The organism is Treponema sp. UBA753 (assembly GCF_002297325.1).
GTDB lineage: Bacteria > Spirochaetota > Spirochaetia > Treponematales > Treponemataceae > Treponema_D.
The window spans coordinates 1-14,670 of record NZ_DBKJ01000107.1 but is presented as its reverse complement, the minus strand read 5'-3'; the positions used below and the strand labels follow the sequence as shown (position 1 = coordinate 14,670).

General features: G+C 38.5%; 16 protein-coding genes. 7 read left to right on the top strand and 9 right to left on the bottom strand.

The genetic code is table 11. The features are described 5' to 3' along the window. The first annotated feature begins 122 nt into the window (after window positions 1-122). Genes B4C08_RS08880 through B4C08_RS08875 form a run of 3 tightly spaced genes read left to right on the top strand, consistent with a single transcriptional unit; the run spans window position 123 to window position 1,254 of the window. Entirely contained in the window at window positions 123-395 is a 273-nt protein-coding gene (locus B4C08_RS08880; RefSeq protein WP_296664592.1) for a DUF7724 family protein, read from the top strand. Further along, on the top strand, window positions 385-483 hold the full coding sequence (locus B4C08_RS11235) for a DUF7723 family protein (protein ID WP_422664291.1): 99 nt from the start codon (window positions 385-387) through the stop codon (window positions 481-483). Before B4C08_RS08880 ends, B4C08_RS11235 begins: the two co-directional genes overlap by 11 nt. Window positions 484-498: 15 nt before the next feature. Beyond that, a complete protein-coding gene (locus B4C08_RS08875) occupies window positions 499-1,254 on the top strand; it encodes an exodeoxyribonuclease III (protein WP_296664589.1) in 756 nt (251 codons plus the stop codon). Between the two features lie 128 nt (window positions 1,255-1,382). Here the strand turns inward: B4C08_RS08875 and pflB are convergent, their stop codons facing one another. Continuing rightward, on the bottom strand, window positions 1,383-3,680 hold the full coding sequence (pflB, locus tag B4C08_RS08870; protein WP_294015583.1) for a formate C-acetyltransferase: 2,298 nt from the start codon (window positions 3,678-3,680) through the stop codon (window positions 1,383-1,385). A 609-nt stretch (window positions 3,681-4,289) separates the two neighbouring features. Between pflB and groL the strand changes: the two genes are divergently transcribed. The 4 genes from groL (at window position 4,290) to B4C08_RS08850 (ending at window position 8,700) form a co-directional block, all read left to right on the top strand. Continuing rightward, window positions 4,290-5,924 (top strand): chaperonin GroEL, encoded by a 1,635-nt coding sequence (gene groL / locus B4C08_RS08865; protein WP_296029856.1) that lies wholly within the window; start codon window positions 4,290-4,292, stop codon window positions 5,922-5,924. A 134-nt stretch (window positions 5,925-6,058) separates the two neighbouring features. Continuing rightward, window positions 6,059-7,804 carry an AMP-dependent synthetase/ligase gene (locus B4C08_RS08860; protein WP_296664586.1) on the top strand — a complete coding sequence of 582 codons (1,746 nt, stop codon included), beginning with the start codon at window positions 6,059-6,061 and terminating at the stop codon, window positions 7,802-7,804. Further along, complete coding sequence (locus B4C08_RS08855) at window positions 7,797-8,279, top strand: DUF3990 domain-containing protein (RefSeq protein ID WP_296664584.1); 483 nt, start codon at window positions 7,797-7,799, stop codon at window positions 8,277-8,279. The genes B4C08_RS08860 and B4C08_RS08855 overlap by 8 nt, the downstream gene beginning before the upstream one ends. Further along, the gene (locus tag B4C08_RS08850) at window positions 8,257-8,700 is read left to right on the top strand and encodes a hypothetical protein (RefSeq protein ID WP_296664582.1); all 444 of its coding nucleotides are present in this window, start codon (window positions 8,257-8,259) and stop codon (window positions 8,698-8,700) included. The genes B4C08_RS08855 and B4C08_RS08850 overlap by 23 nt, the downstream gene beginning before the upstream one ends. A 104-nt stretch (window positions 8,701-8,804) precedes the next feature. Here B4C08_RS08850 and B4C08_RS08845 read toward each other — a convergent pair whose 3' ends face one another. The 8 genes from B4C08_RS08845 to B4C08_RS08810 form a co-directional block, all read right to left on the bottom strand. After that, a complete protein-coding gene (locus B4C08_RS08845; protein ID WP_296664580.1) occupies window positions 8,805-9,290 on the bottom strand; it encodes a hypothetical protein in 486 nt (161 codons plus the stop codon). 72 nt (window positions 9,291-9,362) lie between these two features. Beyond that, window positions 9,363-9,740 carry a hypothetical protein gene (locus B4C08_RS08840; protein WP_296664578.1) on the bottom strand — a complete coding sequence of 126 codons (378 nt, stop codon included), beginning with the start codon at window positions 9,738-9,740 and terminating at the stop codon, window positions 9,363-9,365. Window positions 9,741-9,757: 17 nt separating this feature from the next. Continuing rightward, window positions 9,758-10,561: a PDZ domain-containing protein gene (locus B4C08_RS08835; RefSeq protein ID WP_296664576.1), complete on the bottom strand. Its 804-nt coding sequence runs from the start codon at window positions 10,559-10,561 to the stop codon at window positions 9,758-9,760. Between the two features lie 260 nt (window positions 10,562-10,821). Further along, window positions 10,822-11,196 (bottom strand): hypothetical protein, encoded by a 375-nt coding sequence (locus B4C08_RS08830; protein ID WP_296664574.1) that lies wholly within the window; start codon window positions 11,194-11,196, stop codon window positions 10,822-10,824. Further along, the gene (locus B4C08_RS08825; protein WP_296664572.1) at window positions 11,189-11,569 is read right to left on the bottom strand and encodes a PEGA domain-containing protein; all 381 of its coding nucleotides are present in this window, start codon (window positions 11,567-11,569) and stop codon (window positions 11,189-11,191) included. Before B4C08_RS08825 ends, B4C08_RS08830 begins: the two co-directional genes overlap by 8 nt. A gap of 86 nt (window positions 11,570-11,655) precedes the next feature. Beyond that, window positions 11,656-12,261, bottom strand: a complete 606-nt coding sequence (locus B4C08_RS08820) for a hypothetical protein (RefSeq protein ID WP_296664570.1) — start codon at window positions 12,259-12,261, stop codon at window positions 11,656-11,658. Window positions 12,262-12,263: 2 nt separating this feature from the next. Beyond that, complete coding sequence (locus B4C08_RS08815) at window positions 12,264-13,133, bottom strand: competence protein CoiA family protein (RefSeq protein ID WP_296664568.1); 870 nt, start codon at window positions 13,131-13,133, stop codon at window positions 12,264-12,266. Continuing rightward, window positions 13,133-14,242, bottom strand: coding sequence for a ribonuclease III domain-containing protein (locus B4C08_RS08810; protein ID WP_295800120.1), 1,110 nt, complete (start codon window positions 14,240-14,242; stop codon window positions 13,133-13,135). The genes B4C08_RS08815 and B4C08_RS08810 overlap by 1 nt, the downstream gene beginning before the upstream one ends. Between the last annotated feature and the right edge of the window lie 428 nt (window positions 14,243-14,670).

The window sequence follows — 14,670 nt, the reverse complement described above, 5'->3', positions numbered from 1 at the left end:
CCCCCCCCAGGATTTGTCAAGTACTTTTATAAATTTTTGTTAATTTTTTTCCACATTAACCCATTTTTTCCACTCTCTCTCCATTTATAGACTGAAAAAAAACGATGTAGTATGATGAGTATATGGAAACGCAAAATTATGCGGTTCTGAGCAGCTGCGGAAAATACACGTCATTCACTTTTAAGAACCACAGCATAAGATTCAGAACCTCAGCCGCGCTAAAAAAATACACAGAAGTCAAAAAATGTGATTCAGGCTATCTGGTTTTAACCGCGGACTACAAAAATCTCGGTCTAACAGAAGAATACATCGACCTTATTCCAATTCTGAAAGATTTGCATTTTAATGAAAAAGAATTTCTAGAGCCAATAAAGGAAGTGAAAATTGAATACTGAAAAAATCAAGGAACTGGCAGAGAACGCGGAAGTAATCATCTGCGGATATGCATTCTCAAAATGTGAAAACGGATTCTACAAAAACTAAATAAGGAAACAAAATATGAAATTCATTTCGTGGAATGTGAACGGACTTCGAGCCGTGATGGGGAAAAATTTTATGGAGGCGTTCGCCTCGCTCAACGCGGACTTTTTCTGCCTGCAAGAGACAAAGCTCCAGACCGGGCAGATTCAGATGGAGCTTCCGGGCTATCATCAGTTCTGGAACTACGCCGAAAAAAAAGGATATTCAGGAACCGCGATTTTTGCAAAGCACGAGCCGATTTGTGCAAGCTACGGAATCGGAATTGCCGAACACGACACGGAGGGGCGCGTAATCACTCTTGAATACGAGAAATTCTTTCTTGTTACGGTCTACACGCCAAATTCGCAGGACGAGCTTCGCCGACTTGAATACAGAATGAAATGGGAAGACGACTTCCGCGCGTACCTTAAAACGCTAGCGCAAAAAAAAGGCGTGATTGTCTGCGGAGACATGAACGTCGCCCACGAGGAGATCGACATCAAAAATCCAAAGACAAACCGGCACAATGCCGGATTCACGGACGAGGAGCGCGGAAAAATGACAGAGCTGCTTTCATCAGGATTCACCGACAGCTTCCGCCACTTCTACCCCGACACCGCCGAAGTCTACAGCTGGTGGTCGTACAGATTCCACGCCCGCGAAAAGAACACAGGCTGGCGAATCGACTATTTTCTTGTTTCCGACAGCATAAAGGACAAGATGACCGGCGCGAAAATCCACACGGAAATAATGGGAAGCGACCACTGCCCTGTTGAGCTGAATATGAAATTTTAGAAAATACAGTTTGGAATGTTCCTAATTCAAGAAAAGCAATTCTTCCTTAAAGAAAATGAAAAAAAACAAAAAAGCCGCCTTTGGAAAAACCAAAAGCGGCCGTTTTTATGCAGTCTTAAAAGTCAGCATTAGAGGCTTGCGTGGCAAGTGCGGGCAATAACATCGTCCTGCTGTTCCTTTGTAAGGTTGATAAAGCGAACTGCATATCCAGAAACACGGACTGTGAAGTTTGCATATTCTGGCTTGTCAGGGTGAGCCTGGCAGTCCTTGAGCTTTTCAACTCCAAACACGTTAACGTTCAAGTGGTGCGCTCCCTGATCAAAGTATCCGTCCAAAACGTTTACAAGGTTAGAGATGCGCTCGTTCTCGTCGTGTCCAAGAGCGTTCGGGTTGATTGTCTGTGTATTTGAAATTCCGTCCAAAGCATATTTGTAAGGAACTTTTGCAACAGAGTTCAAAGACTTGATAAGACCTTTTGTTTCTGCTCCGTAAGAAGGGTTAGCTCCAGGAGAGAACGGCTCGCCTGCTTTGCGTCCGTCTGGAAGTGCGCCAGTTGCCTTTCCGTATACAACGTTTGAAGTAATTGTAAGGATAGAAGTTGTAGGTTCAGCATCGCGGTATGTGTGGTTCTTTTCAATCTTTGACATGAAAGTTTTAAGAAGCCATGTTGCAATTTCGTCCGCGCGGTCATCATCCTGTCCGTAGCGTGGGAAGTCGCCTTCAATTTCAAAGTCCTTCGCAAGTCCGCTTTCATCACGGATTACTTTTACCTTTGCATACTTGATTGCAGAAAGAGAATCAACTACGTGGCTAAATCCTGCGATTCCAGTTGCAAATGTTCTCTTAAGATATGTGTCTTCAAGAGAAAGTTCTGCAGCCTCATAGTAGTACTTGTCGTGCATATAATGGATTGCGTTCAATGTGTTTACATAAAGACTTGCAAGCCATTCAAGCATAGCATCGTACTTACGCATAACTTCATCATAATCAAGATAATCAGAAGTGATTGGGGCAAATTCTGGACCAACCTGAACTCCCGGTGTAAGACCTGCAGGCTCGTCCTTTCCGCCGTTGATTGCGTAAAGAAGGGCTTTTGCAAGGTTTGCGCGCGCACCAAAGAACTGCATTTCTTTTCCTGTCTGAGTTGCAGAAACACAGCAGCAGATTGAGTAGTCGTCTCCCCAGATTGGGCGCATTACATCATCGTTTTCATACTGAATTGAAGATGTGTCGATAGAAATCTTTGCGGCATAGCGACGGAAGTTTTCAGGAAGTCTCTTTGAATAGAGAACTGTCATGTTTGGCTCTGGGCTTGGTCCCATGTTTTCCAATGTGTGGAGGAAGCGGTAGTCGTTCTTTGTAACCATATCGCGTCCGTCCTGACCAAGACCTGCAACTTCCAATGTAGCCCAAATCGGGTCGCCAGAGAAAAGCTGGTTATACGATTCAATACGTGCAAAGCGAACCATGCGGAACTTCATAACAATGTGGTCAACAAGTTCTTGTGCTTTTTCTTCTGTAAGGATTCCTTTCTTCAAATCGCGCTCAATATAGCAGTCAAGGAATGTAGAAATGCGTCCTACAGACATTGCAGCACCGTTCTGTGTCTTAATTGCGGCAAGGTAGCCAAAGTAAAGCCACTGGAAAGCTTCTTTTGCGTTCTTTGCAGGATTTGAAATGTCATATCCGTAAATCGCAGCCATCGCCTTGATTCCCTTGAGAGCCTTAATCTGCTCAGAAATTTCTTCACGGAGGCGGATAACATCATCTGTCATTGTGCCGTTTCCGCAGTTAGCCTTGTCCTGCTCCTTGCACTGAATAAGATAATCAATACCATAAAGAGCAACACGGCGGTAGTCTCCTACAATGCGTCCGCGTCCATAAGTATCAGGCAAACCAGTAAGAATGTGGGCCTTGCGAGCTTTTCTGATTTCTGGAGTATAAACTTCAAATACAGCGTCTGAGTGAGTCTTGTGATATTCTGTGAAAACTCTGTGGAGCTCAGGATTTGGCTTGTAGCCGTACATTTCAAGGCACTGCTCTGCCATTCTGATTCCGCCGTAAGGCATAAATGCTCTTTTAAGAGGCTTGTCTGTTTGAAGACCTACAACCTGCTCAAGATCTTTTCCTTCCGGGCAGATATATCCAGCCTGATGTGATGTAAGGCTAGTAACAACATCTGTATCCAAATCAAGAACGCCTGATCTTTCCTTTCCGTCAAGACCAACGCACTTCTTATTATGCTCAGCTTTCTGCAACTTCTGGAGCTCATCAAACAACTTGCTTGTGGCAGCTGTAGGACCAGCCAAGAATGACTCATCGCCGCTATACTGAGTATAGTTAGCCTGAATAAAATCGCGAACATTGACTTCGCTTGTCCACAAACCTTTTGGGTTAAAACCTTCCCATTCAGCTCTCATGTTCATTTCAAAACCTCTTTGCATTGAAAAATTCAACTATAATAACTGGAAGCATTATAGACCATTGCTTTTTTTTATGCAATTGCTAAAAAATGCAGTTCCAGTTTCCAATAAATTAATTTGTAATTATTACAATTATGATTATAATACAATTATAAAAAATATCAAGTGATTTTCAAAGATTTCCCTAAAAACAAGCAATAATTCTAAAAAGTTTAAATTTCAAGTTTTGATAAGAACAACAATTTAGTGCCATTGCCGTGCTTGACACCGCGATGTTTGCATAGCAAACTCGGTTAGCAATCTTGCAAAAAAAAGTGTAATAGATTATCGGGTCAAGCCCGATAATGACATTAAATCATAAAACTCGAATTTCAGGCTAAATAAGCTATCAGAAAAAGCGCGTCAATTCGCGAATTCAGCTGCAAAACTCGACATTTTAGTTAAAAAATTAAGTTTCTTCTATATAAATGGCGAATAAACAAAATAATAAAAGTTTTGGCAAAAAATATTGTCGATTTTCATAATTTTTAGTATCTTTATTTACAATAAAATAAAATTTTTAAACTGTCTTTAGATTTTTCAAGGCAGTCAATAAAAATAGGAGTTAGAATCATGGCTAAACAGTTAGTTTACAGTGAAGATGCACGCAAAAAAATGCTGAGCGGAGTTGAACAGATTGCCCGCGCAGTAAAAGTAACATTAGGACCTTGCGGACGCTTGGTTATGCTTGACAAGAAATACGGCGCACCAACAATTACAAAAGACGGTGTTTCAGTTGCAAAAGAAATCGAGCTTAAAGATCCATTTGAAAACATGGGAGCTCAGCTTGTACGCGAAGTTTCCTCAAAGACAAACGATGTAGCAGGAGACGGAACAACAACAGCAACAGTTCTTGCCTATGCAATTGTCCGCGAAGGACTCAAAGCAGTTTCAGCTGGAATGACACCAATTGAAATTAAACGCGGAATAGACAAGGCAACAGCAATCGCAGTTGAGGAAGTAAAAAAGAACAGCCGCGCAGTAAAAGGCAACGAAGACATTACTCATGTAGCTACAATTTCTGCAAACAACGACCCGGAAATTGGTAAAATCCTTGCAGATGCAATTGAAAAAGTCGGAAAAGACGGCGTTATCACAGTTGAAGAATCCAAGAACATGGACACAACTGTAAAAACTGTAGAAGGAATGCAGTTCGACCGCGGATATATTTCTTCTTACTTTGTAAATGACCGCGAGCGCATGGAAGTAAACTACAACGATGCTTACGTTCTCATTTATGATGAAAAAATCAGCACAATGAAAGACCTTCTTCCTGTTCTTGAAAAAGTTGCCCAGACAGGAAAGCCTTTAATCATCATTTCAGAAGACCTTGACGGTGAAGCTCTTGCAACTTTGGTTGTAAACTCAATCCGCGGAACTCTCAAATGCTGCGCTGTAAAAGCACCAGGATTTGGCGACAGAAGAAAGGAAATGCTTCAGGACATCGCAATCCTCACAGGCGGAAAAGTAATCACAAAAGACTTGGGACTTAAGCTTGAATCAACAGAACTTGCAGACCTTGGACAGGTTAAATCTGTAAAAATCGACAAAGACAATACAACTTTGGTTGACGGAGCCGGAGACAAAAAGGCAATCGCTGACCGTGTTGCAGAAATCAAGAATCAGATTGAAAAATCAACTTCTGACTACGACAAGGAAAAGCTCAAGGAACGCCTTGCAAAACTTTCTGGCGGTGTAGCTGTAATCAACATCGGCGCAATCACAGAAACAGAAATGAAGGAAAAGAAATTCCGTGTTGAAGATACTCTCGCAGCAACAAGAGCAGCTTTGGAAGAAGGAATTGTTTCCGGCGGCGGACTTGCACTCATCGAAGCAAGCAAAGTTCTTGATGCAGAAAAAGAAAATCTTACTGGAGACGAAAAAGTTGGTTTCCAGATTATAAAAAGAGCATTGGAAGAGCCTATCCGCCAGATTGCAGAAAACGCAGGTGTAGACGGAGCTGTAATCGCTGACAAAGCAAAGGCAGAAAAGAAAGGTGTTGGCTACAATGCCGCTACAGGCGAATGGGTAGACATGATGGAAGCTGGAATCATTGACCCGGCAAAGGTTACAAGATGCGCTCTCCAGAACGCTGCTTCTGTAGCTGGAATGCTGCTCACAACAGAATGCGCTATCACAGATATTCCTGAACCTCCAGCACCAGCTGCTCCACAGGCGGGCATGGATGGAATGGGCGGAATGTACTAATAGCAATTCCAAACTTTAAAGCTAAAAATGCGGCTGCGACCAATAACGGTTGCGGCCGTTTTTTGTTTTAAATAAAACAGATTTCGTGATAGAATGTATTATTGTAAATTACTCTTATTTTTGGAGAACGGACTATGCAGACAGCCACAAAGACACCTTGGGATTTTTTAAGCAAATACAAAGACAGCGACTTTTCAGGGGAATGGCCCACAGTTCCCGAAATGTTTTTTATAACAGCAAAACGATTTCCAAAAAAATCTTGCTTTACAGATTTTGAAGGCGAAGGCGGCTCAAAAAACACACTTTCATATTCACAGGTAGAACAAAAAGTCAAAGAGCTTGCTTCCTGGTTCATAGAAAATGGAATCCAAAAAGGTGACAGAATTGCGGTAAGCGGAAAAAATTCCCCTCAATGGGGACTCGTGTTCCTTGCATCTCTTGCCGCTGGAGCTACAATCTGCCCTATGGATTACGCTCTACACGAAGAAGAAATCAAAAATCTTTTGAACACAGCCAAGCCAAAATACTTTTTTGTTGACGAAGAAAAATTTCCAGCGTTTGACACGAAAAATGCTGAGCACAAAGTTTATTCGCTCAGTCCAAAGTTTTCAGAAAAATACGTTTATACATTAAAACCAAATTCAACTGAACATGATTTCCACAGCGCAAAAGAAGATGACCTTGCGGCAATTCTTTTTACAAGCGGAACAACAGGAAATCCAAAAGGCGTAATGCTCACCCACAAAAATCTTGTAAGCGACGCATATATCGCGCAAACCCGCATGGACATTTTTTCAACCGATGTCTTTTACGCGCTACTTCCGATTCATCACGCTTACACAATGCAGGCGGTTTTCATAGAAAGCCTTTCTGTAGGAGCTGAAATTGTATTCGGAAAAAGCATGGCTGTTTCCAGACTTATGAAAGAACTTCGCGAAGGACAAATCACAATGCTGCTCGGAGTTCCGCTTTTGTTCAATAAGCTGCTTGCAGGAATCATGAAAGGAATCAAGGCAAAAGGTCCTTTAGTAAACGGCGCAATTCATGCCATGATGTGGATTTCCTACGTAATAAAAAAAGTTTTCAAAGTAAATCCCGGCAAGACGCTTTTTAAAAGCGTGCTGAAACAGGCAAATATTCAGTCGCTAAGAATTGCAATTTGCGGCGGCGGACCACTTGCTTCAAGTGTATTTAAAATCTACAACGAAATGGGAATCGACTTTGTGCAAGGCTACGGACTTACAGAAACAAGCCCGATTATCGCATTGAACCCGATAAGCCGCTTTAAAATTGAAAGTGTCGGCCAGTATTTCTTTCCGTACATGGAAATGAAAATCCTTGAGCCTTCAGCAGATGGAATCGGAGAAGTAGCAGTAAAAGGCCCTATGGTTTTTAAAGGCTACTATAATATGGAAGAAGAAACCGCAAAAGTCTTTACTCCAGACGGATTCTTTAAAACCGGCGACCTTGGAAAACTAGACAGCGAAGGCTACCTTATTCTTGCAGGCCGCGTAAAAAACATGATTGTTACAGAAGGCGGAAAAAATGTTTACCCGGAAGAAATTGAAAACGCATTCCAGCTTTTTACAGACATAGCGCAAATCACAGTGCGTGGCTACATCGCAGACAAAGCAACAAAAAGCGAGCAAATCGAAGCGCTTGTCTATGCCAGCGACGACCTTTTTTCAAAACTGAATATAAACAGAGAATCCTCTCCGCTAGACGAATCAGTAAAATCAGAAGTTGAAAAAATAATTTCAAAAGTAAACAAGGAGCTTCAGCCTTACGCCCGCATCTCAAAAATCACAATGCTAGAGCATCCCCTCGAAATGACCACCACCCAAAAAGTAAAACGAGGAAAAATATCTGGCAATGAATAAAAGCACCTTATATCATGCAAGCAGAGAAATTGTGCAGTTCCCGGAAATCCGGAAAAGTTTATACACAAAAGATTTTTCCTGGGGATTCTATTGCACAAATAACTGGAAACAAGCCGTCCGCTGGGCAAACAGAAACAATGAAAAGCCTGTCATCAATTTTTTTGATTACACGCCTGATGAATCCCTTTCGATTTTAAAATTCACCGAAATGAATGATGAATGGCTTGAGTTTATCGCCCACTGCCGAAGCGGAAAAACTCACAATTACGATATTGTAGAAGGACCGATGGCAAACGACACAGTTTGGAATTATGTTAACGATTTTATTAAAGGCACAATTACAAAAAAACAGTTTTGGGTGCTTGCAGAATTCAAGCAGCCTACACACCAAATAAGCTTCCATACATTGTCAGCATTAAATTGCCTTAATTTCCAAAAAAGCGAGATTGTATATGACCGAAGAACAGAGGAATGATTTTTTTTATGTTTGCGCGCTGATTGAATTTATTGCTAGAAAAACAAAGAACCGCCGCGGAATTGTTGTTAATGCGCTTGGAAAAAAAGGCATTCACAAGCAACTCTATGCCGCGCCTGTAAATCATTGCCTCTCGTTTGAGCAAGTAAGCGATGAAATAATCCGGGATTACAAAATTCCAGATGGCGACTTTGAAACTGTAAAAAACTGCAAGTACACGTTGCCTGAATTTCAGGACATAGGAAAACTTTACTGCATAATGATAGAAGACCTTGCCGCCCCAGGAACAGAAGAAGAAACTTTAATCAAACTGTTCAATTCGTTTATAAGCGACCAAATTTCAAACTTTAACACAGACCTTTACTATCAGAATCCAAGCTATCTTGAAGAATCCTACAAGGCAGGAAGACTGCTAGAATAAACTATAGCTTTTATAAACAAAAAAGCCGTGCCGGATTTTGCATTTAAATGCTCTTTCCTGCACGGCATTTGTTTTTTAGATTTTTATGAAAAAGCTAAATGAGATTATTTTTCTCCCTGATAATTTGGATCTTCATAAAAGGTATTAACCCAACTTGAAAGATCTCTTTCCCAGTCCATCATCGCCATGTAACCATCATAATCATCATATATTTTTTCTGTGGCTTTAGCTTTAATAGGTGTGTTAAAAAGCTCATACGCTCTTTTATAATTTTCTTTTTTTAGAGCTTTTTCAGCGTTATCATTTTTTTTCGCCATCTCCTGAAGATAAGGTTCATTTGGAATCTTGGCTGGTCTTTTTGATTTATAGTTTTTTATATTACGTGGACCTGTATCCATATTCATATTAAAACCAGGCAAGTTAGGCATTTCTTCTTTTTCAGTTGATTCTGCTGACTGCTGCGAATTGTTGTTTCCGCCCACTCTGTCTCCAAGTCCTTTTACAATGTTTTTCCATTTCTGGCCAAAACAAGCAGAGGCGGCAACCATGAGCAAAACCAATACGACTGTTGATTTTCTTGATAACTTCATATTTACTCCTTCTAATAAAGTACGGATATTGTAACATCAGGATAACAAATTATCAAAACTAAGAGAAATACTTTATCTTAGAACATAAATCGCTTTGCCAGTAACATTCTGCGCAGAATCAGCAACAAAGACATTGCCGACAAATGAGCCTCCTGAATTTGATTTTGAAATGGTTTCCAAAATAATTCCATTGGCACCAATTTTTCCAGCCTGTTTTTTCAGCTCCGCAATTGCATAATTCAAACTTCCTTGGTCGGTAAAACCAGAATCACTGGAAGCAGTTACAATTCCAATTACTTCATAATCTTCTGGAGGTTCTGTATATATAGAAATCCTGTCAGGATTTACAGAAGACCTCTTTTTGCCAGTAACAAAAGCCGTTCCGCTTGCACAAGAAAATAATACAAAGCAAACAAACAGCAAAGTAAAAAGTGAAATCAGTTTTTTCATTTTTAATTTCCTTAAGTCTAAAAAATCTTAAACACAGATTTTTCTTCTTTTCCGTTACGGATATATTTTATTTCCACAGAATCATCTGCAGACAATTTTGAAGTAACAGAACGATAGGTATCAACATTAAGAATATTTTCGCCGTTGATTTCAATAATCACATCACCTCTTGAAAGATTAGCGAAAAAAGCCGGGGAGTTTTCATATACAACATCCACACATATACCTGTATTTCTTTGAAGCTTTATTCTATCTGCTGAATCAAGATTTCTAAATTCAATTCCTATTTTAGAAACTTTTATATAAGACTGATTATAAGGAACAAAGAAATAAACATCATAATTATAACGATTAACAGAATATGAATTTGTAATATATGATGTTGTATTATAAGAATGCATATATCCATTAGAATCAGTATAATAATGATTATTTATTAATGGTACAGAATAAATTCCATTTCTTGTATCTGTATATTTTTTACTATAAATTGCAACTCTTGCGCCTTTTTGTTTGCAAAAATAAGTGATTTCATTCTGTAAGCAATCTTCTCCCCCTGCTCCATTTTCATCAGGACCATTCCAAGCAGAATATCCTATAACCTGAAAATAGTTTGAACGCATAAAATACAAATCCGACTGAATATCATCTGAACAAAAAACTTTTGGTGTTTCATTTTCAGCAAGCCTACACTCTTCAGGAACAGATTCTATTGGTTGCAGTTCTGTGTAAAACTTAGCAACACTAGTTGTTGAGGCACAACTAATCAACAGCATTACATTAAGCAAAAAAATTAAATCTACAAATATTGTTTTTTTCATTTTTAATCTCCTTGAATAATAATATCACATTTTTTTGAATTCATTAAGTCTTAACTGAATCTCTTCGTTAGTCATAATTCGGTTTTCATTGACATTTGCTTGTACAAACCAATCTGGAATAGCTTCCCTTTGACTTATATTTCCCATGCACAAAAGAGATTCTTTATCTTCTGAAATATAACTGAAAAAGCAATTCTGGCATTTGGAAAATCTAACAAAAGTTATTATTTGCAACGCATTTTTAATTTCAGAGGATTGGATTACTCAATAACTTTTTTATATATAAATTTTTTATTGGTTGATTTTATCTGAGTAACAAGTTTTTCTTTTTCAAAAGAAATGAATAATATTTCTTTATAATTTTCTAAATCAGTTCCGTCTGTATAAAGCCATTCATTATTAAAATTCTTAAATTCTTCAAAGAACAGAACAATTATATTTTTCTTTTTTAATGCTTTACCACGAAAACCTTTTACTAAATTTGAATTCTTAAACTCAAGAGTAAAATCTCCATACTCACTGAATTCAAGAATTCTATTACTGTCTTCCCATTTTCCATATATAGAATTAGACTTATTGCAAGAGAACAAAAAAAAAGGAAATAAGAAAAACAGCAATATAAAAACTTTATTCATTTACAGTATTTTGAATTACAGGAACAGGAGACAACATATAATTTTGATTTTTCTTTGGGCCATAAACCCACAGCAAAGAAGGCCACCAAAGCAATAGACCACATACTAAATTAACACCTTTGACTTCTTTATTTAATTCTGTATACAAATCTTTATATCCATCTTTTTTTATTACAACATCTGGATTTTCCCATACAGCATTACTTAATTTTATCCGAGCTGGAGTTGTTCCTATTTCTTCTCCATCTATATAGACTGTTGCACCGTCAACATCGGTATTAAAATTAACCCTTGTTGATGAAACACAAGATGAACACATAACAACTAATGTTAAGCCTGAAATAAAGCTTACAAAAAAATTCTTAAACTTCATTTTTTACTCCTTAATTCAATAAAGTTAAAGACAGTGTACCCCCCCCCGGCACTTTGTCAAGAAGAAAAATGAGTTTAAATTGTTTTTTACAACACATCATCCAAGGCATTAAAACCTTCAATTGCATTTTCAAAACCGTATTCAATCCAGATGTATGCCTTGCTTGTAATATATGTTGCTTCTGTTTTTACTCCTATAGAAATTGTTATCAATCCATCGAATTTCTCAAACTTTTCTTCATCAGTAGACCAATGAGCCTCGCAAATTCTTGAGCCTTCCGCAATTGTTAACATCCAGCTATCTTGTTTTAATTTATATGGAAGCACATCATCTGAAACAATCTCATCAACTATCTCGAACTTTCCATATTTGCGTTCAAGCGGAGAAAGAAGTTTTGCAAATTCCTGTTTAACTTCTGTTCCGTAATCGTTTGTCCGAATTTCGCGGCTTATTCCTTTTATATAGTACAAACCTTCTGTTTCGCTAATCCAGACAACGTAGCCTTCAAAAAGCGGATGTGATTTTACTGGCTGAATGTAATATCTGTCATCAGAAATATATTCCGGCTCGTTTCCGCCGCAGGCTTTTGTAACGTCTTCAATCGTCATTCCCATATCCAGCCCGAACGGACCTGCAAAAACAGAAAATGAACAGATAAGCAGAAATGTAAAAATTGAAAATAGTTTTCTCATATTTAAAATCTCCTCATAATATATGCTCTTTGAACAGCCTCTGTTGCTTTCCAACCAAAATGACTATCATTGTATCTTTGGGCTTCATCATCAAACATAACATTATTACTTTTCAGAATAATATTAAATACTTCCCTAAAATTCGGTTTTAACACAAGCGGCAAAACAATTCCACATCGCATAAAGTCATTACTTTCTTTGCAACCAAAAACACAATCCTCACAAAAGTAAGTCGGAACATAACTACGTAATTTTGGGCAAAAAACAATTCCGCCACGGCAAATTTTTAGCTTTAATCCGTAATTCAAAAGAATTTCTTTTCTTTCTTGAATCATGCGACTGTCATCATCATAAACAATTTTCATATTGCAAGGATTTTTTAATGCGGCTCTAACTTCTTCTTTTGATTCGAATGTTTTGCCTGACAAATCTATTTCAATGCAAGAAATTCTATGTTCCTTGATTTTATTGAGTTTTTTCTCGTCAACCGCATGGCTTACAAGAATTTCCACCATGAAAGGTCTACCTTTTACAATAGCAAAAGCATCTGGAATTATATCGCCTAAAGATTTTTCAAGTTCAACTTTATCTGCAGAATGAAATTCAATTTTTCCACTTCTTGGAATAGGCACTCTCCCTTCTTCTGCGACAATTTCTTTTGCAAGAATATGAAGTGCAGTCTGAGAGCAGTTTATGCTGTCGTTTCCGCTTGCGTGTGCAAAGTGATGAATTTTTTTTTCTCCGTGCCTTGCAACAAGCTCGCCGCCACATTCTTTGCAAAAGCAACCGCAGTTTTTTCCGTTCGGAACTTCATCGATATATACATTTTTTCCAGATTTATTCACAGCCATCAGGATATAGTTTTTGTTCATTATATTTTCCCCTCATCGTGCCAGATTTTCATCATTCCGCTATAAAACGTCGGAATTTCCCATTTTTCGGTCTGCTCGATTTTTGTTTCCGATATGGATTTCAGGAGTTTCAATGAGACTTCCTGCTTTACCTGTTTTTTTGACGCGTTGTCGGCTTCAAATGTTCCGTAGCCTTCAAGAATCGCCTTGCAGTTCCAGATTGGATTTCCGTTTTCATCGTGGTATTCGTTGAATTCGTAGCGCACTTCCATAATAATTTTTTTCTGGAAAAGCTCATGAAGCGTGCTTGCCGGATTCGTGTAGTCAAGATTCTTGAACTGCCGTTTTATCTCTTCCTGAATAAGAAACTGATAGGCTTTTTTTTCCGCATCAAGTTTTGCCTGAGCGATTCCGTCGCCAGTTCCTGTGAATTTATTTTCTCCGATTTGAATTCCATATTCATGCTTCCCTGTTTTAGGATTTTTTGATGTGCTTCCAAAGCCTCCAAATCCAATTCCTGCATTAAAAAGATTGTCCGGCAGCATATCTTCAGAATTGTCTGTCTGCCACGCACGAGGATAATAGCAGGGTTCTCCGAATCCAAGCCTATTGGATTTTTCCTTTACAAACAAAGTCAGATAGCCGTTTGCAGTTTCCATATCAAGCATTGTCCGGCAGACTTTTTCAAGCTGTTCATAGTTCCAGTTGCAGTCAGCGGCAACCGCCCCGATTATCGCCTCGAATAAATCTTCGTTCACGGATTTGCTCTTGTACACCTCATTTTTTTCGTCACTTTTTCCAAGATAGAGAAACTTTGAAAACCCAATGTTATACATACAGCGCGCAAGACTTTCTTTGCTCACAAGAATCGATTTCAGTTTTGTAAGCTCGCCCTCGTTTTTTTCTGAGACAAGCTCATTGTTGAGAATTCTTGAAAATCTTTTGTACATCATCTTCGTAACAAAAAAATCAAGAATTTCATCTCCGTAGAATTCAAGAACCTCGTTGTTCTGAACTTCCGGATGCTCCTCCGAATAAGATCTGCGCGTAAAAGCCTGTTCAAGCAGCTTCAAATTTTTAAACTGATAGTTTATGCTAGTTTGGACAAAGTCAATGTCCAGTCTGTTCATAAAAATGCCCCTAAAAATAAATTTAGGCACAATAATCCTGTATGCATGAGAAAATAAAAATGTCTGAATGATTAGGATTTAAGAAAACTGGAAATAAGAGAACTAAGAAGAATCTGTTTGCTACGCTCAACTTGCATCAAGACATGACAACCAAACTGATTTTAGAAAAATTATTTTCTGTTTTGCTTGTGCCTATAGTTTTCATTCTATGAGAAAAATGGAAATTGTCAAGGAGAAAATGCATAAAATAACAATATAGCCCGAATGTCGAGTTTTGATAAGAACAGTAATTTAAGTGTCATTCCCGTACTACGACACTGCGATGTTTACGCAGTAAACTCGGTCAGGAATCTGTTGGAAATTTTCAATAGATTATCGGGTCAAGCCCGATAATGACATTAAATTATAAAACTCGAAATTTAGGGAAT